Consider the following 22,826-nt stretch of genomic DNA (forward strand, 5'->3'; position numbering starts at 1 on the left):
TTTATAGTATGAATTAAAATATTTTAGAAACAAATAGATTTAATCTATTCTGATCAGTTATAGAATATATTTGGTTCGAGTCGTAAAAAATAATACTATTGTATAAACGCTAAATATATTAACTAACAAATACCCAAAAAGCATGTTTACTCAGAAATTTAAATGGCCCGTTTGCTCCTTAATGTTTCTATTTTCTATATCGTTATTTTCACAAGGACTAATGCAAGAAAAACATAATTTCACAAGGCAAGATACGCTACGCGGAAGTATTACTCCTGAGCGCGAATGGTGGGATTTAACCTATTATCATTTAGACATAAAAGTGGACCCGGAACATAAATTTATCTCCGGAAAAAACACCATTCAATATAAAGTATTGAAAGCCGATTCTGTAATGCAAATTGATTTACAATCACCTTTAAAAATAACTAAAGTTGTTCAAGATAATATTGAACTTGATGTTAAACATGATGGCAATGCTCACTTTATAAAACTTCAAGAAAACCAAGCTTTAAATACTGTAAAAAGTTTAGATGTATATTATGAAGGCAACCCGAAAGAAGCCGTTAACGCACCTTGGGATGGTGGTATTTCTTGGAAAAAAGACTCGAATGGAAATGATTTTATTGCATCATCTTGCCAAGGTTTAGGCGCTAGCGTTTGGTGGCCATGTAAAGACCATATGTATGATGAAGTAGACAGTATGCTTATTAGCGTAAACGTGCCAAAAGATTTAATGAATGTATCGAACGGAAGGTTGAGACTTGAAGAGCGTATTGGAGATACCAAAACATATAGTTGGTTTGTAAAAAACCCTATTAATAACTACGGCGTAAATATAAACATTGGCGATTATGTTCATTTTTCTGAAGTTTATGATGGTCAAGGTGGAAATTTAGACATGGATTATTATGTTTTAAAAGATAACCTAGAAAAAGCCAAAGAACAATTTAAAGACGCTCCAAAAATGATGAAAGCGTTTGAACATTGGTTTGGACAATATCCTTTTTATGTAGACGGTTACAAACTAGTGGAAGTGCCTTATTTAGGCATGGAACACCAAAGTTCGGTTACTTATGGCAACCAATACAAACCAGGATATTTAGGTCGTGATTTATCGGGAACAGGTTGGGGCTTAAAATTCGATTTTATCATTATTCACGAATCGGGACATGAATGGTTTGCCAATAATATTACGAATAAAGATATTGCCGATATGTGGATCCATGAGAGTTTTACAGCGTATTCGGAAAATTTATTTTTAGATTATTACTACGGAAAACAAGCCTCTTCGGAATATGTAGTTGGAACTCGAAACAGCATTAGAAACGACCGTCCAATTATTGGAAATTACAACGTAAATAAGGAAGGCTCTGGAGACATGTATTACAAAGGTGCTAATATACTACACACCTTACGTCAACTTATTGAAGACGATGAAAAATGGAGACAAATGTTACGTAAAATGAACGTAACATTCTATCACCAAACAGTAACTACCAAGCAAATTGAAGATTTTTTATCTGAAGAATCAGGCATTGATTTAACAGCGTTTTTCAATCAATATTTAAGATCTGTGAAAATCCCTACTTTAGAATATTCTATTAACAAGAAAGAACTAAAATACAGATGGACAAACATTGTTACCGATTTTGACATGCCTCTTGAAGTTAAAATAAATGATGAAAACGTTTGGTTAAAACCAACTTCTGAATGGAAAACATTAGACTTTAATTCGAAAATATCAACCTTAGATGTTGATATCGATTTTTATGCTGAATCAAAGAAAATATAATGCCTTTGAAAACTCCTGAACTCTATTTTAAAACAGATACTGCTTGGCGCAAATGGCTACATGAAAACCATAAAGATTTTAAAGGCGTTTATTTGATTTTTTATAAAGTTGAAAATGAAGAAGCCTCCATGCGTTGGGAAGAAGCCGTAAAAGTTGCCATTTGCTATGGTTGGATAGATTCTACAGTAAAAAGCTTGGGCGATGGAAAACGTAGGCAATATTTCTCTCCAAGAAACCAGAAAAGTGTTTGGAGCGCCTTAAACAAAAAGTATATTAAAACGCTTACTGCAGAAGGTTTAATACACCAATCTGGTTTAGATATTATAAATATTGGCAAACAAAACGGCAGCTGGACAGCACTAGATTCTGTTGACAAAGGCATTATACCAGACGCCTTAAAAAAGGCCTTTGATGAAAACCCTGAAGCTTTTAAAAATTACCAAAACTTTGCACCTTCCTATAAAAAACATTATTTATTTTGGTTAAACAGTGCTAAACGTGAGGCTACAAAAACAAAGCGCATAACCGAAATTATTCGATTATGCGCTAATAATATTAAAAGTAGAGATACTTGGTAAATTAAGAATCGCTGTTAATAAAAGAGATTAGATTCCATGGTGTTTTGACTAATAGAATTTGTAAACACTTGCAGCATACGCTTTGCAATACCTGTCCATCCAAAATTACGTCTAGCAAAACGCGCACCTTCCACAGATAGCTCATTTCGCATTTTAGGATATAACAAAGGCATTGCCATCATAGCTCCAAACTCTGTAGGTCTATGCGGATCAGCAAATAATGCTTGATTTCCAAAATCTATTAAATCGTATAAACCACCATGTACAGTTACTACACTTGGTGTTCCACATGCCATAGCTTCAATAGCCACCATACCAAAAGGTTCATATCGAGAAGGCATTACAAAAATATTAGCTGCGCGATATACGTTTGCTAAATCTTCATCGGCGATATAGTTTTTCCATGTTATTCTATCTAAAACCCCTAATTCCTTAGCTAGTTTTTTTAAACCTGCAACGCCTTTATCATCTTGCTCAGACTGGTCACCACCAATGGCTGCGACTAATCGCGCTTCTGGGCAAAGTTCAAAAACGGTAGGGAGTGCTCTAATCAGTAAATCGTAACCTTTATTATGCGCCATTCTTCCTAAAGCCAGAATATCGGTAGGTTGTATATCATATTTTGCCCTAATTTTATCATTTTCTTTGGAAGGCACTGGGTAAAAACGGTTTTCGTCAATACCAGGCGGAATCATAGTGCAATTTTTAGACAGCACATCGTATTGCTGAGTCAATAGATCCACTTGTGGCAATGTTGTTGCAACAATATAGTTACACATTTGGTAAACAAAATATTCCTTTCTAATACGCTCTTTAAAACGGTAGGTCTTTTCCATTTCCTTTTCTTCCATATCACTCCCCATGCTGTGCTGTTTCCACCAACCTAAAGAATGCGGTGTATGCACGTGAGATATGCCTAATTCTTCAGCTATTTTTTGGCCTGCCCAACCGGCATCCCAGTAATGGGAATAAACCACGTCGTATTTTTTATTCTCTTTCTTTATTGCCGCTAAAGTATTTGTTACAAAAGCTTTAAGATGGTCGTGCATATCTTCTTTCCTAATGAATTTTTTACCTCCAAAAGGAATTCGCCAAACACTATAATTTTCATGAACATTATCGTACTCTGGCTGATCTTCGAATTGACGTGTTACCAAATCTACTCGTTTACCTAACCGACTAAAACGTTCTGCAAGTTCTAAAACATAAACTACTTGCCCTCCTGTATCAGGCTTACCAAGTTCTGGATTTGCTCCTACATATCCATGTAAAGAGATCATTAATATTGATTTCATAGTTTTATAGTTTGTTAAATTATTTCTTAATTATTTTTAAATCGTGACAAGCTGAAATGTATTGAGCAGCAGACCAAGCTTGATAGGCTTTCCCCATCGCTTTTCCGGTTATACCGTGTGCCCATTCATTAAACTCCCACTCATCATTTAAACCTTCCTTATTTATTAAAGCGAGCTTATGCAACTCAGAAATAGCCATATCTCTAAAACCAAGCTTCCCAATAAATTTCACCCAAAAACCACCTACAAAAGGCCAAATACCGCCGTTGTGATAGTGGTTTGGTAAATTCAATAAATTAACGGTGTAATAGGGTTTCCAATCGGGATCTCCAGGAGTTACAACCGGATACACATTAGATACCGGAAAAGGATCGTTAACACCAACGCCTAACATAAATTTAAAGGTTTGATGTGCTTTTTCGGCATCGACTGTACCAAACAAAAAGGCGAGCACGTTTCCGAATACATCGCAACGCCAACTAAAATCGAATGGTGTGGTTTGCTGAATTAAATAAGGCGTATCACCTAGTGTAAACTGACGCTCTGCGAATGATACCGTTTGAAATAATTTCTGTTGGGTAGATGGCCAGAAATTCTGTAAAATCTCCTTTTTAATAACTTGAGACCATCGAATGTACTCTCCGGCTTCATCATAATCGCCGAGCATTTCTAACATTCTACCAAAGCACACATTAGAACGGTACCAGAGAATTTCATCATATAAAATATTATAACTTCCACCGAATAAATCCGTCCAATCTCCAGCTTCAGGAATTTCTAATAAAGCATCATTATTACTATCGTGTGCACCAAGCCAGCGCATGGTTTCCTTAATATCTCCAATATATTTACGCAAAAACTTAATATCTTTTGTAACGTTTACATACTCGTAAAATGCAATTACAACCCATATACCGCTATCTATAGAGCAAATACCACCTACTCCAGAATAATCGGGTTGATTGTCCTTTAAACGTACATTAGAAGGGATTTGCCCGTTTCTAGAACTATTCTCTATTAGTGTTACTAAAGTCTGCCGCTGACATTTATGTATCTCTTCATCATCAACTAAAGCCAATGATCCAATTACTGTAATAGCGCCATCTCTGGCCCAAACACTGTGATAGTTTTCATCGGTTCCATGGGTAATATTATCTTCAATTGAACAGGCTGAAAACCCAAGAGGCGTAATATTCTTTTTTAAAGCAATAATGGCTTTCTCATAACCTTCTAAAATAAGATCTAATTTTTCTTTATCATCTTCGGAAGCAATACTATTTAATTCCTGTTGAATAATATAATCTTCGGTATGGTCTGTATTACTTGATACAATAGCCTCTTCTGGCAGAATACCATAATACACTAAACCTTCTATAACTCCATCTCCACAATCTTTTTCTGCGTGGTAAATTTGACGGTATTTGGTATATTTATAAAGTTCTTCGTGAGCATTCGCTACTACAATCCCTTTAATATCTTCCATATCGAACATAGCAGAATCATTACCACTATCTCCAGCAACCAAAGCGTTCGAAGCTTTTAAATTCAGCTTTCGTAAAAGCCATTGCAAAGCATTTCCTTTATTGGCCCACTTAGGAAGTATATCCAGAAATTGTTCTTGAGAATACACCACGTTAATATCCATATTGGCTCTAACAAAAGTATTTTCAATCTCGGTAATAACAGCTTCTGTAGCATTGTGAAAATAATAACTACGCTTATAATCATGCTGATATTTACTTGGCTGTTCGTTTATCGGGCCATCGATATTTTGTATAATATCTTCAACCAATTTTAAATCCCAACCATCGTCTAAAACGTCATTAAATTCCTTAACAACACATTTTTTATTGTAATCATAAATATGAGTACCTACACCAGAAATAATATAATCGGGCTCTGGCAATGTCCCTTTCTCTATTAAATGAATAACATCATCAACTAAACGCCCCGTATTGTATGCCAGCAAAACATCTTGTTTTGGCTTATGTTTTTTCCATACTTTCCGAAAGTTACTTTTATGAGTATTAAAATCTATAAGCGTGTTGTCTATATCAAAAGATAATAGATTGATATCATGTTGAATTTCACTATTAGGTTTTCCCATAAAATCTTTAAAATTTATCGATTATTGTCAATTTTTACTCTATTTTGAGTAGAAACTAACCATTTTTCATCAAAAAACCAAAGAAAACCGATTAAACCAAAAGTGTTTTCCTTATTTGGAAAATAGAAAGATAAAGACTACGAAATCTTAAAAACAGCACTATAATTTTTGAGTATATGATAATTACTGAAACAAAAAAAGCGCTAAAAAAATTAATTTCTTAGCGCTTTAATAATTAAAAACTTATTTATCAAGTGATTAAATACCACTTATAAAACTTCCGTAAGGATCTTGAAATTGAGTGCCTTCGGAAAAACGTTGTTTACTTAATAATTTAAATTCTACTAATGCCCAAAGCACAAACTCTTTCATGAAATAAGCATCTTCAGGTTTTAAGTTAGGTTGATACTCGCCAAGCAAATCGTCTAAAGGAGAAATTGCATCTAACAAGTTAGTATAATCTTTGTTTTTTAAATCGTCCAACAATTCAAAACCTTCTTTTTCGTTGAAAAACCATGATACAATATCATCATATGGGCCTTCTTCATCTTGCTTTTGCAGTTTTCCTATCTTCGGAAAAAACTCTTCAAACAAACTCTTTACAGCTTCACCTATTAGATTATAAGCCACCACAGCAGCGCCTTCTTGCTCACCTTCATAAACCAACTCTACCTTACCGGTTATTGCTGGAATAATACCAGAAAAATCGCTTAAACGAACCATAGTACTATCGTCACCACAAATTAAAGTACGTCTTTCTGCTGTGCTTAACAAGTTTTCGAATGCCGTAATACTCAGTCTAGCACTTACACCACTTTTTGCATCTATATATTCACTTTCTCTAGCTTCAAAAACAATTTGTTCTAAAAGATCTTTAGCAAAATCAGGAACCTTTACGGTGCTTTTTTGTCCTTCAACTAAATTAGATTCTTGCTCCGTAATACGTCTAGCCGTTTCAATATCTTCAGGGTAATGCGTTAATATTTGCGACCCAATTCTATCCTTTAAAGGCGTTACAATACTCCCTCTATTGGTATAATCTTCTGGGTTTGCCGTAAATAAAAACTGAATATCTAAGGGCAACCTCAGCTTAAAACCTCTAATTTGAATATCACCTTCTTGTAAAATATTAAACAAGGCCACTTGTATTCTAGCTTGTAAATCGGGAAGTTCGTTAATTACGAAAATACAACGATTTGCTCTCGGAATCATACCATAATGAATTACTCGATCATCGGCATAACTTAACTTTAAATTTGCAGCCTTTATAGGATCTACATCTCCAATAATATCGGCAACCGTAACATCTGGCGTTGCTAATTTTTCAGCAAATCTGTCACTTCTATGTAACCAAGAAATTGGTGTATTATCGCCTTGTTCTTTTATTAATTCTACGGCAAATCTTGAAATAGGTTGTAACGGATCGTCATTAATTTCCGAACCAGATACAAACGGAATGTATTCATCTAAAAGATTAAGCATTAAACGCGCTAAACGTGTTTTTGCTTGTCCGCGTAATCCTAATAAATTAATGTTATGCCTTGATAGAATTGCACGCTCTAATTCAGGAATCACAGTATTTTCATAACCATGAACCCCTTCGAAAGTGGTTTCTTTATTTTTAATTTTTACGATTAAATTATCTCGCAATTCATCTTTTATAGATTTACTGCTATATCCTGACTTTTTAAGTTCGCCTAGTGTTTTTATATTTTCTATTTTCATATCTTATATTTAAAAAGAGATTCTAGAAAAAAAATAGTACTCGCACTCATCTTTTTTTCTGAACTCTTTACTTATTTTTTATCCTTTAATTCGTTTTTTTCTATTTGTTTCGTAATCTTCGAAAATCATTTCACCTAAACCTTTTAAACCTGTATAAAATGCTTTCCCTTGGTTGGCCTTTGTAAACTCGCGAACAAACTGCATTAAGTAGTTATCCTGCGCAATCATAAAGGTGGTAATAGGAATATGTAAGCGCCTCGCTTGTTGCGCCATGGCATAACATTTATTTACAATATGGGTATCTAGACCATTACTGTTTTTATAATATTGACCATCCGGAAGGCGTAAGCAACTTGGTTTTCCGTCGGTTATCATAAAAATTTGCTTGTTGGTATTTCGTTTTCTTCGGAGTAAATCCATAGCCAATTGCAAACCAGCAACGGTATTTGTGTGGTATGGACCAACTTTTAAATACGGCAAATCTTTAATTTCTATTTGCCACGCATCGTTACCAAATACCAAAATATCGAGTGTATCTTTTGGGTAGCGCGTAGTAATTAATTCGGCTAAAGCCATAGCTACTTTCTTGGCTGGTGTTATTCTATCCTCACCATACAAAATCATACTGTGGCTAATATCAATCATTAACACGGTACTCATTTGCGCTTTATGCAAGGTTTCTTCAACAACCAAATCATCTTCCGATAAGGTAAAATTAGAAATCCCATGATTAATTTGCGCATTCTTTAAACTCTCCGTCATCGATACTTTATCTAAAGCATCTCCAAATTGATAGTTTCTAAAATCGCCAGTATGCTCATCGCCTATACCCTGTCCTTTACTTTTATGATTCCCTTGTCCGCTACGTTTTATATTACCAAAAATCTGATCTAAGGCTTGCTGCCTAATTGCGCGTTCGGTTTTGGCGGTAATCGCTATGCCGCCATTACCATCTGGGTCTATTTCTTCTTTTATGTAGCCCTTCTTTTTAAGGTCTTCAATAAAATCGTCTATAGTATATTCTGCAGTGGTTAAAGTGTATTCTTTATCGAGTTCGCGCAACCAATCTATGGCCTCATCAAAATCGCCAGAAGTATGTGTAATTAGTTCTTTAAAAATATCGAACAACTTATCGAAAGGAGATTGATAAGGTGCTTCGTAAGTTTTAAAAACAAAACCTTTTCTTGATGTATTTCTATTCATAATACTATAAAAATACTCAATTTAAAATCAAAAAAGTAGCATGTGATAATCGGAATTATCTATGGGCAGAATGAGTTCGGTTATACTGTGTTATTCTACACGTTTTAAACCCGCCAAATCTTCGATTTTAATATACTTGCCTTTAGTAGAAATAAGGTTTTCTTTTTTTAGTTGAGAAATAATACGAATAGCAGACTCTGTGGCAGTGCCCACAATATTAGCGTAATCTTCTCGCGATAACAAAATACTTAAAGTACCATCTGTGTTTTCACCAAAATTACTATGTAGATAAATTAGAACATCTGCCAGTCTTTTACGCACTGTTTTTTGAGCCATGTTGACAATAATATCATCGGACTCTCGCAAATCTCTAGCCATAACTTTAAGCACATCAAAAGAGAATTTAAGATTGTTTTGAAAATCTGCCATAATCTCTCCACGAGGAATAAAACACACTTCCATATCGTTTAGCGCTACAGCTTGTAGATTAGAAACTTCCTCAGTTATTAGTGAGCGCTGCCCTAACAACTGGCCTTTTACAACCATTTTCACTATTTGATCTTTTCCGTTTTCACTTAGTTTAGATAATTTACAAATACCATCTTTAATGCAATAGACTCCGTTAATATTTTCTCCTTCTTCGAAAATAACTTCTCCCTTTTTAATGATTCTAGAAGTTTTACATCCCGAAATACGAATTAATTCATCTTTAGTTAAAGACTTCATTGAATTAAATTGTTTTATTATACATTGTTCACACTTCCCCATACCTATCTTGATGTTTTTACTTTTAAAATAATTTTGAATGAAAACCCCATTTTAATGTAAAACTAAAAAAGGGACATCGGTATAATAGCGCTTTTTGGGTGTCGTGGGATGAAATAGAATTTTTTGAAAATAATTTAAATTCTTAGCCATCATGGCAATTAAATTAATGTGCTTATGCTCAACAAAATTCTGAACAGCATCTTCTATATGATTGTCTGTTAAAAAATGAAACGTATGCTCGTGACTATTAAAATAATCGTCTAAAAATTCTTTGTTTTTCTGTTGATCTTCATTTAGATCGGTACTTTTTTTATTGATATGAAGCGCTCTTACTGCGGCCTGGTTTGCCTCAATAATATCGGCCATTGGTTGCAAGGTTTCTACATGATAGAAAAATGAAAAATCGGTAGGAAAGGCAATTTCTTTTGGACTAACGTACTTTGCGTTTTCGGGCACAACCAATGTGGTACATTTTACTTTTGTAATAACATTCCCAGTATTACTGCCAACAGCTAAATTATTTAAACCAGACTCGCCACGTGTACCCATGACTATAAAATCAATCTTTTTTTCTGCAACCTGATTTCTAATAGAATTAAGAATATAGTTATTATCCATAACCGGATAAAAACGGTGTTTATCACTTAAATAAGGACTTTTTATAATACGTTTTATGGTTTGTTGTAGCAGTTTTTTTGACGGACTTTTTACGACACTAGAAACTATGGTATCATCATTTGTTGATACCTGTTCCTGAAATCTGGAAATCTCGGAAGTGTTTACGTGTAATATGTAAAAATTACACGACGACTTACTAAAAAAACGCAACGCATACTCTATGGCATTCCAAGCGTTTTCAGAAAAATCTGTGGGTATTAAAATATTCTTCATGCCTATCTTCTTCTAGAGAACAAAAATAAAGGCAGGATGTTTAAGGAAATATGACCAATATCATGAACACGCCATATTTAAGATATTTTAACGTACTTGTTGCAGTTTATCTAAATCTAAAATTTTGATATTTCTACCTTCAATTTCAATAATACCGCTGTCTTTAAAACTAGATAAGGTTCTAATTAAACTTTCGGTCGCAATACCAGCAACACTGGCCAAATCGTTACGCGAAATTCTAATAGTGTCTTGTGGGTTTCTATTTAATTTTTCAGCAAATTGTAAGATGGTATTTGCTGTTCTTTTTTTAACCGAACTGTATGCCATTTGCAGTAAATGATCTTTTACATCGGTTAGATTTTCTGTTAGTAATTGTATTAATTCTAAGGTGACTTGGTGGTTGTTATTAAGCACCTCTTTTAAAGCGCTTTTTGTAACACCTATTAAGGTGGTTTCTTTTATAGCAGTTGTAGACTCCTCGTAAGTTGTGTTTTGCACAAAAGATGTGTAACCAAACAAATCGTCTTCTTTATAGAGCGCAGTTGTTAAATCTTTCCCTTTTTCATCAAATTTATGAGACTTCACTAAACCTTTAGCTATTAAATAAATATAGTTTGAGTGTTGTCCTTCTTCATAAATAATATCACCTTTTCCGTACTTTGTTATTTCACCATTATCATCAAAAAAGTTTTTTAAATCATTAAGCGTTCTAATATCAGATTCATCGGTCTCTGCTTCTTCCTTCTTATCGTTTATATCTTTAAGAATAGCCGCTTTAGCCAATCTACTTTCTATGGCACTAATAAGTTCATCTTCTTCAAAGGGTTTAGTGATATAATCGTCGGCACCCAAATCCATCCCTTTTCGCACATCTCTACGCTCTGTTTTTGCAGATAAAAATATAAAAGGAATATGCTTAGTCGTTTCATTTTTAGATAGCGCTTCTAAAACACCATAACCATCGAGTTCTGGCATCATGATATCGCATACAATTATATCCGGTAAATTTGCAATAGCCAATTCTACTCCTAATTTCCCGTTTCGAGCAGTCATCATATTATAGTTAGACAGTTCTAATAATTCTGCTGTGTTTTCTCTTAAAACAACATCATCTTCTATCAATAATACTTTATTCATTATTCTGCTTTATTTTTTATTATAATTGTAAATATACTTCCTTTATTTTCTTCACTTTTAAAACTTATAGTACCGCCTAAGTTTTCTAAATGGCTTTTCACGATATTTAATCCAATACCAGTTCCTTGTTCAAGCAAGGCGTTTTCAGCTCTAAAATAGCGATTAAATATACTTTTTTGATCTTTTTCCGGAATTCCAATACCGTTATCTTTTATATCGAATGTAGTATACGTATCATCTTGCTTAATCATGATATCGACAATAGTATTTTCCGAAGAATACTTAATAGCGTTATGCACTAAGTTAGACATCGCTAATTCTAAAATTTTCTCATCCTGATGCATGGAGTAATCATCAATATTCTCAGGGTAATTAATTTTTTGCCCATCTTTTAAAAGCATATTTGCATTGTAAACCACCTCGTTAACCACTTTACTCAATTTAAAAGTAGTTAATTTATAATTCATTTTTCCGGTCTCTAATTTTTCAATAGACAGAAAATCGTTTAATATATTATTTAGGTAATGCACCTTATCGGAAATGGTCTTTATATGCTTATCGCGTCTTTCCTGCTGTTCTGTTAACTTATACTTGCTCAACAACATAGAAGACGTTAAAATACCACTTAAAGGTGTTTTAAACTCGTGAGAAACTAATGATAAAAATTTAGTTTTCAACTCATTAAGCTCTTTTTCTTTTTTAAGCGCGTTGCTTATTTTATTTTGAGCATCAATACGTTTTTTTATTTCTTCGTCGCGCTCAACATTTACAACTTTTAGTTTTTCAACCGTATTACTCAATTCTGTGGTACGCTCGTTAACTTTTTTCTCTAACTCGTTATTTAATTCTAGTAACTCAAGTTCTTGTTGTTTACGTATAGAAATATCGATAACCAATGTCATTATAAACGTTTCTCCTTCAATTTCTAAAGGATTCAAACCAGCTTCTACCGGGAATGTAGAGCCATCTCTATGTGCGCCATACAAATCTCTACCGCGTCCCATTTTACGGCTTTCCTTGTTCTTCATAAAGCCATCAAAATGAGCACCATGATTGGCATGATAGGTTTTAGGGATTAGAATATTTAAGTCTTGATTTAATAATTCTTCTTTGGTATAACCAAACATACTCTCAGAAGACTTGTTGGTAGCAACAATTTTTTGATTTTTATCGACAACAATAACACCTTCTGAAACGGCTTCAAAAAGTACATTAAAAACTCGATCACTATTTTGAAACATTACTAAAATTGATTTTGAAACTTTACATAATACACGAAAACATAAATAGTAGTAATGACGGAATTAAGCTAATTATCTTAATTTCATACTATCAGAATTTCCTTGTAGTAAAATTTTGTACTTTGTAAAAATAGCAAAAACATGATTAATATCATATTTAAAATACGGTTGATTTCTGAATTTTGCAATAGGTATAAATGAGCAAATAGAAATGAGTAAAACTCCATGTTTTCACTGTGGTTTAGACGCGTCTGCGGCTGAAATTACATTTGATGATAAACCGTTTTGTTGTAACGGCTGTAAAACCGTATACGAGATTTTCTCTGTAAACGATTTAACGTGTTATTACGATTTACAAGCATCTGCTGGTGCCAAACCTAGCGATATTGAAGGCAAATACAACTTTCTAGACAATGCTAAAATTGTTGAAAGCATATTAGATTTTAACGACGATACAACACAAATAGCAACCTTATATATACCTCACATTCACTGTAGTTCTTGTATTTGGATTTTAGAAAACTTAAATAAACTAAACCCTGCTATAAGTGCATCAATTGTTAATTTTGGTAAAAAAACAGTACGTGTAACTTACAATTGTAACAACATTACCATAAAGCAATTGGTTAAACTTTTAGGCAGTATTGGTTACGAGCCTTTTATTAGTTTAGACGATTATAGTGTTGGTAAAAAAAACGTAGATCGATCGCTTATTTATAAACTAGGTGTTGCTGGTTTTGCCTTCGGAAACGTGATGTTTTTATCCTTTCCCGAATATTTTCAGGTTACTGGGTTTTGGATTGAAACCTACGCTCCCGTGTTTAGGTGGCTTATGTTTTCATTCTCACTTCCTGTTGTTTTTTACTCAGCTCAAGATTATTTTATTTCAGCATATAAAGGTTTACGTTCTAAAATTTTGAATATAGATGTTCCTATTTCTTTAGGTGTTGTGGTTTTGTTTGTAAGAAGCACTGCGGAAATTATCCTGGATTTAGGCACAGGTTTTTTCGATAGTTTAACTGGCCTTATATTTTTCTTACTACTCGGTAAATTTTTTCAGCAGAAAACATACAACTTCTTATCTTTTGAAAGAGATTACAAATCGTATTTCCCTATCGGAATCACTAAATTGTATAATGATGGTAAAGAAGAATCTGTTCAGGTTTACGATATTGTAAAGGGTGATAGATTACTAATTAGGAATGAAGAATTAATTCCAGTAGACTGTATATTAATTAACGGAAAAGCACGTATTGATTATAGTTTTGTAACAGGCGAATCTGAAGCTGTTTCTAAGCAATCGGGTGATAAATTATTTGCGGGAGGAAAACAACTAAACGGCAGCATTGAAGTAGATGTATTAAAAACCGTAGAGCAAAGTTATTTAACTCAGCTTTGGAGTAACGATGTTTTTAATAAAAACAAAGAAGATGGTTTTACCACACTAACCAATGCTATTAGTAAAAAATTCACAATTGCTGTTTTAAGCATCGCATTTACCGCTACGGGATATTGGCTTTTTGTAGATTCATCTAAAGCATTAAATGTTTTTACGGCTGTTTTAATAATCGCTTGTCCATGTGCGATTGCATTGGCTGCTCCTTTTACCTTCGGAAATTTACTTCGTATTTTCGGAAAACTGAAGTTCTATGCAAAAAACGCTTCCGTTATCGAACAATTAGCAGCTATTAACACCATCATTTTCGATAAAACCGGAACCATTACTGCGAATAAAGAAACTTCTGTAATGTACGAAGGCTCTAACCTCTCTAACGATGAAGAATCTTTACTTAGAAGCACTTTAAGAAACTCCAATCACCCATTAAGCAGATCGCTATACTCGCTTTTAGATCAACACAATATTGTAACTTTAGATACTTACGAGGAACATATTGGTAAAGGTATAGAAGCAAAACACAACCAAGATACCATTAAAATTGGTTCTGCACCTTTTGTGGGTTACACCACAGAAACAGCTACTTTAAACACTGCTGTTTACGTAAGCACCAATAGCGAGTATAAAGGACGATTTACTTTCTACAACAAATACAGAAAAGGACTTTCTAAACTATTTAATAAATTAAAAAAGCATTACGATTTAGTAATACTTTCGGGAGATAATGCTGGCGAACAAGAAAACTTAACTAAACTATTGCCTGCAAAAACGAAACTATTTTTTAATCAGAAACCAGAAGATAAACTAGAGTACATTAAACATCATCAAAAATCTGGAGCAAAGGTTTTAATGATAGGTGATGGATTAAATGATGCTGGCGCATTAGCACAAAGTAATGTTGGTATTGCCATTTCAGAAAATGTAAACATTTTTTCTCCAGCATGTGATGCTATTCTCGATGCTTCAAAATTTAATCAATTGCATGATTTTATTAAAGCTTCAAAATCGGCTATCAAAATTATAAAATGGAGTTTTATGTTGTCTTTTTTCTATAACAGTATTGGGTTATATTTTGCCGTTACAGGTCAATTAGCCCCCGTTATAGCTGCCATATTAATGCCTTTAAGTTCTATTAGCATTGTGATATTTACAACTGTTAGCACAAATTTTTTAGGTCGAAAATTGCAAAAGAAAAAAAACTAATTGTAAGAGTATAAAACAATTAGAAAAAAGTTTATTTTTATTGAATCAAAATAGGATCAAAATCCAAGAAACATGACAAATGTCATGTTTTAACGATCACTATCAAAGTACTTTTGATCCATAACTTCAATTAGGTATGAGTGTTATATATATTTTACTAACTATTAGCATTATTGTTGCTATTGGCTTTTTTGTGGCGTTTATTATTGCTGTTCGTAATGGGCAGTTTGATGATAGCTATACGCCGTCTGTTCGTATGCTTTTTGAAGATGAACTGGTTAAAGAAAAACCCGAAAAAACAATTTTAACTAAAAACGATTAACATTTTAATTTATGGAAATGCAACAGTTTAAGTACGATAATAAAATCGTTACAAAATTTATTTACGCCACCATCGTTTTTGGTGTTGTAGGTATGTCGGTAGGTTTACTACTTGCTTTTATGTTTTTGTTCCCCAACTTAACCGATGGAATTGCATGGTTAAGTTTTGGACGCTTAAGACCATTACACACCAATGCTGTAATTTTTGCTTTTGTTGGTAACGCCATGTTTGCTGGTATTTATTACTCGCTACAGCGTTTATTAAAAGCAAGAATGGCAAGCGACCCGTTAAGTAACATTAACTTTTGGGGTTGGCAACTTATTATTGTTGCAGCAGCCATTTCATTACCATTGGGTTATACATCTTCTAAAGAGTATGCCGAATTAGAATGGCCTATAGATATTGCTATTGCAGTAATTTGGGTTGTTTTTGGTATTAACATGATTTGGACTATTTTAAAACGTAGACAACGTCACTTATACGTAGCCATTTGGTTCTACTTAGCCACGTTTGTAACTGTTGCGGTGCTACATATTTTTAATAGTTTAGAACTTCCTGTAAGTGGAATGAAAAGTTACTCTGTTTACGCGGGTGTTCAAGATGCCTTAGTACAATGGTGGTACGGCCATAATGCGGTTGCTTTCTTTTTAACGACACCGTTTTTAGGACTTATGTATTATTTTGTTCCTAAAGCAGCCAACAGACCTGTGTACTCATATAGATTATCTATTGTTCACTTTTGGTCTCTTATATTTATTTATATCTGGGCAGGACCTCACCACTTACTTTACACCGCTTTACCAGAATGGGCACAAAATTTAGGTGTTGCATTCTCTGTAATGTTATTAATGCCGTCTTGGGGTGGTATGATTAATGGATTATTAACACTTCGTGGTGCTTGGGATAAAGTACGTACCGATCCTGTTTTAAAATTCATGGTTGTTGCTATTACTGGTTATGGTATGGCAACGTTTGAAGGCCCATTACTTTCACTTAAAAGTGTAAATGCTGTAGCGCATTTTACCGATTGGATTATTGCCCACGTACACGTTGGTGCATTAGCATGGAACGGGTTTATGGCCTTTGGTATCATCTACTATTTAATACCAAAATTATTTAAAACAAAAATGTACTCTACAGGCTTAACCAACTTACACTTTTGGGTAGGTACTTTAGGTATCATTATGTATGCTTTACCATTATATGTTGCTGGTTTCACTCAGTATTCTATGTGGCAACAATTTAATCCAGATGGTACTTTAGTTTATGGTAACTTCTTAGAAACTGTGACTGAAATTATGCCAATGTACATGATGCGTGCTATTGGAGGTAGTTTATATATTATTGGTATGTTTATCTTAGTTTACAACGTAATCATGACGATTAGACAAGGTAGCACAGTTCAAGATGAATTGGCCGAAGCACCAGCTTTAGAGCGCGTTTCTAAAAAACGTACTGCAAATGAAGGATGGCACACTTGGTTAGAACGTAAACCAATACAACTAACCATTTTAGCAACTATTGCCATATTAATTGGAGGTATTATTCAAATTGTACCAACCATTATGGTAAAATCTAATATACCAACTATTTCTACAGTAAAACCATATACACCACTGGAGTTAGAAGGTCGAGATATTTATATACGTGAAGGTTGTGTAGGCTGCCACACACAAATGATTCGTCCGTTTAGACACGAAGTTGAACGTTACGGCGAATACTCTAAAGCGGGAGAATTTGTTTACGATCATCCATTCCTTTGGGGATCTAAACGTACCGGACCAGATTTACATAGAATTGGTGCTAAATATTCAGATAACTGGCACTTTAACCACATGTACGACCCACAAAGTACCTCATCGGGATCTATTATGCCAAGATATCCTTGGTTAATTACAGGGGAAGGTAGTGAGTTAGATAAATCGTTAACCGAAACAAAAATGGAAGCTATGGTAACTCTAGGCGTACCATACACGCAAGAAGAAATTGATAATGCACAACAAGATATGTTGACGCAAGGTGGGCAAATTGAACAAAACCTATATCAAGATCCAGATTTCGCAAAAACCTATGAAGCTGATAAAAAATATGCAGCCGAAAACGGAGAACCATTTATAGAAATGAAAAACAGAGAAATTGTTGCACTTATTGCTTATTTACAGCGATTAGGTACCGATATCCATGTGAAACCAGAACAAAAATAATAACCACCAAAACAATATAAAATCATGTTGAAATTTGTAAAATACCACATGGAGAGTATTGACGGCATCGAGATTTATCCAATAATGTCGTTAGTGATATTCTTTACTTTTTTTGTACTTCTTTTTTGGTGGGTAATTACTGCGAAAAAAGACTATATACAAAACGTTAGCAACCTGCCTTTAGAAACTCAAAACGACGATACATTATGAGAAAACTAATTCCATCTTGGATACGAATTCCCGTAGCCTTTTTAATAATTTTCGCAGCAACAGAATACTTTGTAGATTCTGGCGGAAAGCCCGCTTTTATAGAATACACTGCGGTTCAATTGTTTTTAATTTTAGTATTGCTAATTTTAATTGCTATTGAAGGTGTTATTGGAGCATTGGAAAATGTTATGCTTCATAAATTAGATACAGAAGCTAAAGCTCGTTTTTTAGAAGAAAAAGAATTGGGCTATAAATTCACTTGGATCAAAGAAACCTACACTAAATTATTAGGTCAGAAACCAATTGAACAAGAAGCTGAAATTGTTTTAGATCATAATTACGATGGTATAAAAGAACTAGATAATAATTTACCACCATGGTGGGTATACGCCTTTTATATTTCAATCATTTTTGCTATTGGTTACATGTTGAAATACGAAGTTTTTAATGGAGATAATCAAATTGATGAATTAGAAACTGAATTAGCAGAAGCAAGAATAGCTATTGAAGAATACAAAAAAACAGCAAAAGATTTAGTCGATTTTAATACGGTAACTCTATTAACTGAAGCATCGGATCTAAAGGCAGGAAAAACCATTTTCGAAAGCAACTGTGTGGCTTGCCATATGGCTGACGGTGGTGGTGGAATTGGACCAAACTTAACCGATAAAAACTGGATTTTAGGTGGCGATATTAAACACGTATTTAAAACAGTTTCTGAAGGTGGACGTTCTGGAAAAGGTATGATTGCCTGGAAAGCACAACTTAAACCAGCGCAAATTGCACAGGTTTCTAGTTACGTTTTAAGTCTTCAAGGTACAACACCAGCAAACCCAAAAGAGCCACAAGGCGATATTTGGACTCCAGAAGGTGATGCTGCTGCAGAAGTAAACTAAGCACACAACTAACTTAATATATCCAAGACCTGGTAGTAAAACTAACTAGCAGGTCTATTTAACACCAAACATTGTGGAAACGCCAGACAACGAAACATTTAGAGATTCCATTGGTACGGTTACCGAAGACGGTAAACGCGCTTGGGTATTCCCTAAAAAACCTAGTGGCAAGTTTTACAAATACCGTAAATATATAAGCTACGCTCTATTAGCATTTTTATTATTGGCGCCATTTATTAAAATTAATGGCAACCAGTTTTTAATGTTTAACATTTTGGAGAGGCGTTTTAACATTTTTGGCTTCCCGTTTTGGCCACAAGATTTTCATCTATTTGTAATATCGATGATTATTGGTGTTGTGTTTGTTGCCCTATTTACGGTAGCATTCGGACGTATTTTCTGCGGATGGATTTGTCCGCAAACCATTTTTATGGAAATGGTTTTTAGACGTATTGAATATTGGATTGAAGGCGATCGTGGTAAACAAATGCGTTTAGCTAAACAACCTTGGAATGCCGAAAAAATTAGAAAGAAAACATTAAAAACAGTAATTTTTGTGTTAATTTCTTTTATAATCGCCAATGTATTTTTGGCTTATTTAATAGGAAGCGACAAGTTAATATCTTACATCATTGATGGTCCGACAGAGCATTTAAGCACCCTTATATCTCTTACCATATTTACAGCTGTATTCTATTTTGTTTTTGCTTGGTTTAGAGAACAAGTTTGTATTATTGCTTGCCCTTACGGTAGATTGCAAGGTGTACTTTTAGACACCAAGTCTATTGTTGTGGCCTACGACCATAAACGTGGTGAGGCAGAAAATGGTAGAAAAAAATTCAGAAAAACTGAAGATCGCGAAGCTTTAGGCCATGGTGACTGTATAGATTGTATGCAATGTGTTAATGTTTGCCCAACAGGTATAGACATAAGAAACGGTACACAATTAGAGTGCGTGAACTGTACAGCTTGTATTGATGAGTGCGATCATATTATGGAAAGCATTAATCTTCCAAAAGGTTTAATTAGATATACCAGCGAAGAAAATATAGAGAAGAAAACACCTTTTAAATTAACACCAAGAATTAAAGGTTACATAGCAGTATTAGCCATTTTAACCGGCTTGCTTGTTGGTATGCTTTTTTTACGAAACGATGTAGAAGCGACAATTTTAAGATTACCAGGTCAACTTTACGAACACAAGGAAAACAACATTATTAGTAATGTGTTTACCTATAAGCTGGTAAACAAAACATCTAAAGATATTGAGAACGTAAGCTTTAAATTACTGTCGCATAAAGGGGAATTAAAATTGGTTGCTACAAACGATCATTTTGTAGTGCCAAAGCAAGAAATATCGAAAGGTACTTTGTTTGTTGAAATAAATAATTCGGCTTTAAGTGGCGATAGAAATAAAATTAAAATTGGAGTTTACTCTGGTGATAAGTTAATAGAAACCACTACAGCCAACTTTTTAGGGCCGCGTAGTTTTAAGTAAACCTATTGCTAAAAACTAAAAAGGAATTTAGCACGTAGTTGCATTAGGGATAGAACGGCATGTTTGAGCTCCCCGACCAAAGGAAGGGAGCGAGTAGTGATAGCCCGACCCGTAGGGTAATGCCCTAAATAGAAAATTAATAACGTTACATTTTTTGCTTTCGCGGAAATAAAAAAAATATAATTGAGATGAAATTTAATTGGGGAACTGGAGTAGTACTTGCATTTATAGGCTTTATAGCTTTTATAATGTACTTTGTTGTAACCATGTTTGCGGACAATAGGTTTAAAAACGAATTGGTTACTGAAGATTATTATGGTGCAGAATTATTGTATCAAAAGGATATTAATAAGCTTGAAAAATCGAAAGAATTAACGGTAAACGTAAATTACTTGCGCACTAATGATGGCTTAAAAGTGGTATTCCCAAAGGGTTTTGATTATAAAGAAATTACAGGAAAAGTGTTCCTATATAGACCATCTAACAAACAACTAGACTTTGAGACTTCTATTGTTTCACTGTCTGATTCTACTTTGCTCATACCTGACAAACGTTTGGTAGATGGTCGTTGGAACATTAAAATTGACTGGCAATATAAGGGAAATTCTTATTTATTTAAGGAATCTATAATTTATTAACATGCTTTTCTCAGCATTTATACTAGGCCTTTTAGGTAGTTTTCATTGTGTGGGCATGTGTGGTCCCATTGCATTTATGCTGCCTGTAGATCGAAATAACGCGTTAAAAAAAGCATTACAAATTGGTGTTTATCACCTCGGAAAACTACTAGCTTACAGCGTTATTGGCCTCGTTTTTGGCTTAATTGGCAAAAGCTTATACTTATTTGGTTTCCAGCAACAACTCTCTATTTTTATTGGAATTTTAATGATTCTAGTGGTTTTAATTCCGCAGAAAACATTTAACAAATACAACTTTTCTAAACCGGTTTACAAGGCAATTTCTAAAGTTAAATCGACTTTAGGATCTGCTATGAAGAAAAAAACAATGGATACTTTTTTAACCATTGGTTTTTTAAATGGCTTTTTACCTTGTGGCTTAGTTTACATGGCTGTTTTTGCAGCTATTGCTAGCGGCAATGCGCTAAATGGCGCACTATACATGGCTGTTTTTGGTTTGGGCACCATACCATTGATGACAACGGCTATTTATTTTTCGCAGTTTTTAAAAGGTGCCGCTCGCCAAAAAATACAGAAAGTAATTCCTGTTTTTGTAGTTATTATTGGTGTGCTATTTATTATTCGTGGTTTAGGCTTAGGGATCCCTTACCTCTCTCCTGCTCCGGTTTTGGATGCAGTTTCGGCTAGTATGGATTGCCAGCTTTAAGCTATTTTATTTTCTCTTTTAGGTATAGCTATAAAATATAATTTCGCCACCCTGAGTTTAACCAGAATGACGAAATTACCCCCATTACAATAAAAAAAATACTATTAAATCTTTAATGTTAATACTGGTATAGGTGAATGGTTTACAACTTCCTCCCCTACGCTGCCTTTAAAAAAGCGCGCTAAACCTTTTCTGCCATGGGTTGGCATTACAATTAAATCTACATTGTGTTTATTAGAGAAATTTACAATACCATCATCTACGGTATAGTCACTTACATAACGAACGTTCTCTAAACTTCTTAAATGCTTATCTGCTTTTGTAAAAAAGTTAACGGCCATTTTCTCTAATTGTGCTGTGCTACTAAACTTTTCGTTTGGTAAATTAACATGCACTAAATAAATTTTAGAGGCAATATCCTGGAACATTTCCATGGTATGGTGATATGATTCTATAGACTCTTCCGAGAAATCGCAAGCCAATGCAACCACATCAAAATTAATATTAGCTACATTGCTTTTAACAACAAGCACAGGTATTTCTGAACTACGTACAACGCGTTCTGTATTAGAACCTATAAACATCTCTTCGAAGCCATTGGCGCCATGAGAGCCCATAATTATAATATCTGCATCGTGTTGCTTAGCAACATCGTTAACCTCGCTAAACACTTTTAAATGCTTAATAATTGGAGTGATTTTAACACCTTCTAAATAGTCTTTATCTAAGAAATCGTTAAACTTCTTTTCAGCTAATTTCATAAAAAATACTGCTTTTTGTCCTAGAAGTTCATCTGAGACAGAAAGGGCTTCAGTAGACATTTCTAGCATATGCAATGCAAGCACCTCAGCATCATGTTTTTTTGCTAATTTTGCTGCTGTTTTTAAAGCATATTCTGAATGTTCTGAAAAATCGACGGGTACAATAATTTTTTTCATGTTACTTGGGTTTTAAGTTGTTATAAATCTCAGAGCCATTACAGCTTACTAAATATTAAATTAATTTGGTAGCGG

At 34.0% G+C, this 22,826-nt stretch carries 18 protein-coding genes and 1 pseudogene; 10 read left to right on the forward strand and 9 right to left on the reverse strand.

All coding sequences use genetic code 11. The features are described from left to right. The first annotated feature begins 220 nt into the window (after positions 1 to 220). On the forward strand, positions 221 to 1,795 hold the full coding sequence (locus tag V6246_RS07550) for a M1 family metallopeptidase (RefSeq protein ID WP_341559848.1): 1,575 nt from the start codon (positions 221 to 223) through the stop codon (positions 1,793 to 1,795). Beyond that, on the forward strand, positions 1,795 to 2,373 hold the full coding sequence (locus V6246_RS07555; protein WP_341559849.1) for a YdeI/OmpD-associated family protein: 579 nt from the start codon (positions 1,795 to 1,797) through the stop codon (positions 2,371 to 2,373). Before V6246_RS07550 ends, V6246_RS07555 begins: the two co-directional genes overlap by 1 nt. A 14-nt stretch (positions 2,374 to 2,387) precedes the next feature. On the opposite strand, the pseudogene V6246_RS07560 reads toward V6246_RS07555, so the two are convergent. From V6246_RS07560 to V6246_RS07595, 8 genes and pseudogenes are all read right to left on the reverse strand, one after another. Next, positions 2,388 to 3,671, reverse strand: a pseudogene (locus V6246_RS07560) (glycosyltransferase); the annotation flags it as partial. Between the two features lie 16 nt (positions 3,672 to 3,687). Further along, positions 3,688 to 5,775, reverse strand: a complete 2,088-nt coding sequence (locus V6246_RS07565) for an HAD-IIB family hydrolase (protein ID WP_341559851.1) — start codon at positions 5,773 to 5,775, stop codon at positions 3,688 to 3,690. Between the two features lie 258 nt (positions 5,776 to 6,033). Then, on the reverse strand, positions 6,034 to 7,500 hold the full coding sequence (locus tag V6246_RS07570; RefSeq protein ID WP_341559852.1) for a magnesium chelatase: 1,467 nt from the start codon (positions 7,498 to 7,500) through the stop codon (positions 6,034 to 6,036). Between the two features lie 78 nt (positions 7,501 to 7,578). Beyond that, the gene (locus tag V6246_RS07575) at positions 7,579 to 8,703 is read right to left on the reverse strand and encodes a vWA domain-containing protein (protein ID WP_341559853.1); all 1,125 of its coding nucleotides are present in this window, start codon (positions 8,701 to 8,703) and stop codon (positions 7,579 to 7,581) included. Between the two features lie 90 nt (positions 8,704 to 8,793). Further along, positions 8,794 to 9,471 carry a Crp/Fnr family transcriptional regulator gene (locus V6246_RS07580; protein WP_341559854.1) on the reverse strand — a complete coding sequence of 226 codons (678 nt, stop codon included), beginning with the start codon at positions 9,469 to 9,471 and terminating at the stop codon, positions 8,794 to 8,796. A 51-nt stretch (positions 9,472 to 9,522) separates the two neighbouring features. Further along, positions 9,523 to 10,362, reverse strand: coding sequence for a universal stress protein (locus tag V6246_RS07585; protein WP_341559855.1), 840 nt, complete (start codon positions 10,360 to 10,362; stop codon positions 9,523 to 9,525). Positions 10,363 to 10,449: 87 nt separating this feature from the next. After that, entirely contained in the window at positions 10,450 to 11,499 is a 1,050-nt protein-coding gene (locus tag V6246_RS07590) for a response regulator (protein WP_341559856.1), read from the reverse strand. Next, positions 11,499 to 12,740: a PAS domain-containing sensor histidine kinase gene (locus V6246_RS07595; protein ID WP_341559857.1), complete on the reverse strand. Its 1,242-nt coding sequence runs from the start codon at positions 12,738 to 12,740 to the stop codon at positions 11,499 to 11,501. Before V6246_RS07595 ends, V6246_RS07590 begins: the two co-directional genes overlap by 1 nt. A gap of 211 nt (positions 12,741 to 12,951) precedes the next feature. Here V6246_RS07595 and V6246_RS07600 point away from each other — a divergent pair, with 211 nt between their 5' ends. The 8 genes from V6246_RS07600 to V6246_RS07635 all read left to right on the forward strand — a co-directional run bounded on the left by V6246_RS07600 (position 12,952) and on the right by V6246_RS07635 (position 21,813). Further along, the gene (locus tag V6246_RS07600) at positions 12,952 to 15,339 is read left to right on the forward strand and encodes a heavy metal translocating P-type ATPase (protein ID WP_341559858.1); all 2,388 of its coding nucleotides are present in this window, start codon (positions 12,952 to 12,954) and stop codon (positions 15,337 to 15,339) included. A gap of 136 nt (positions 15,340 to 15,475) precedes the next feature. Beyond that, a complete protein-coding gene (gene ccoS / locus V6246_RS07605) occupies positions 15,476 to 15,661 on the forward strand; it encodes a cbb3-type cytochrome oxidase assembly protein CcoS (protein WP_341559859.1) in 186 nt (61 codons plus the stop codon). A gap of 11 nt (positions 15,662 to 15,672) precedes the next feature. Then, on the forward strand, positions 15,673 to 17,865 hold the full coding sequence (ccoN, locus tag V6246_RS07610) for a cytochrome-c oxidase, cbb3-type subunit I (protein ID WP_341559860.1): 2,193 nt from the start codon (positions 15,673 to 15,675) through the stop codon (positions 17,863 to 17,865). A gap of 24 nt (positions 17,866 to 17,889) precedes the next feature. Next, positions 17,890 to 18,075 carry a CcoQ/FixQ family Cbb3-type cytochrome c oxidase assembly chaperone gene (locus V6246_RS07615; protein WP_159018016.1) on the forward strand — a complete coding sequence of 62 codons (186 nt, stop codon included), beginning with the start codon at positions 17,890 to 17,892 and terminating at the stop codon, positions 18,073 to 18,075. Continuing rightward, entirely contained in the window at positions 18,072 to 18,971 is a 900-nt protein-coding gene (locus V6246_RS07620) for a cbb3-type cytochrome c oxidase N-terminal domain-containing protein (protein WP_341559861.1), read from the forward strand. Before V6246_RS07615 ends, V6246_RS07620 begins: the two co-directional genes overlap by 4 nt. Before the next feature lie 73 nt (positions 18,972 to 19,044). Continuing rightward, a complete protein-coding gene (gene ccoG / locus V6246_RS07625; protein WP_341559862.1) occupies positions 19,045 to 20,469 on the forward strand; it encodes a cytochrome c oxidase accessory protein CcoG in 1,425 nt (474 codons plus the stop codon). A 188-nt stretch (positions 20,470 to 20,657) separates the two neighbouring features. Beyond that, positions 20,658 to 21,107 (forward strand): FixH family protein, encoded by a 450-nt coding sequence (locus V6246_RS07630; RefSeq protein ID WP_074938369.1) that lies wholly within the window; start codon positions 20,658 to 20,660, stop codon positions 21,105 to 21,107. A gap of 1 nt (position 21,108) precedes the next feature. Continuing rightward, positions 21,109 to 21,813: a sulfite exporter TauE/SafE family protein gene (locus V6246_RS07635; protein ID WP_341559863.1), complete on the forward strand. Its 705-nt coding sequence runs from the start codon at positions 21,109 to 21,111 to the stop codon at positions 21,811 to 21,813. A 104-nt stretch (positions 21,814 to 21,917) separates the two neighbouring features. On the opposite strand, the gene V6246_RS07640 is transcribed toward V6246_RS07635, so the two are convergent. After that, positions 21,918 to 22,751: a universal stress protein gene (locus V6246_RS07640; protein WP_042500141.1), complete on the reverse strand. Its 834-nt coding sequence runs from the start codon at positions 22,749 to 22,751 to the stop codon at positions 21,918 to 21,920. Positions 22,752 to 22,826 lie beyond the last annotated feature (75 nt).

Origin of the sequence: Algibacter sp. TI.3.09 (genome assembly GCF_038154905.1) — a bacterium.
In the GTDB taxonomy this organism is placed as follows: Bacteria; Bacteroidota; Bacteroidia; order Flavobacteriales; family Flavobacteriaceae; genus Algibacter.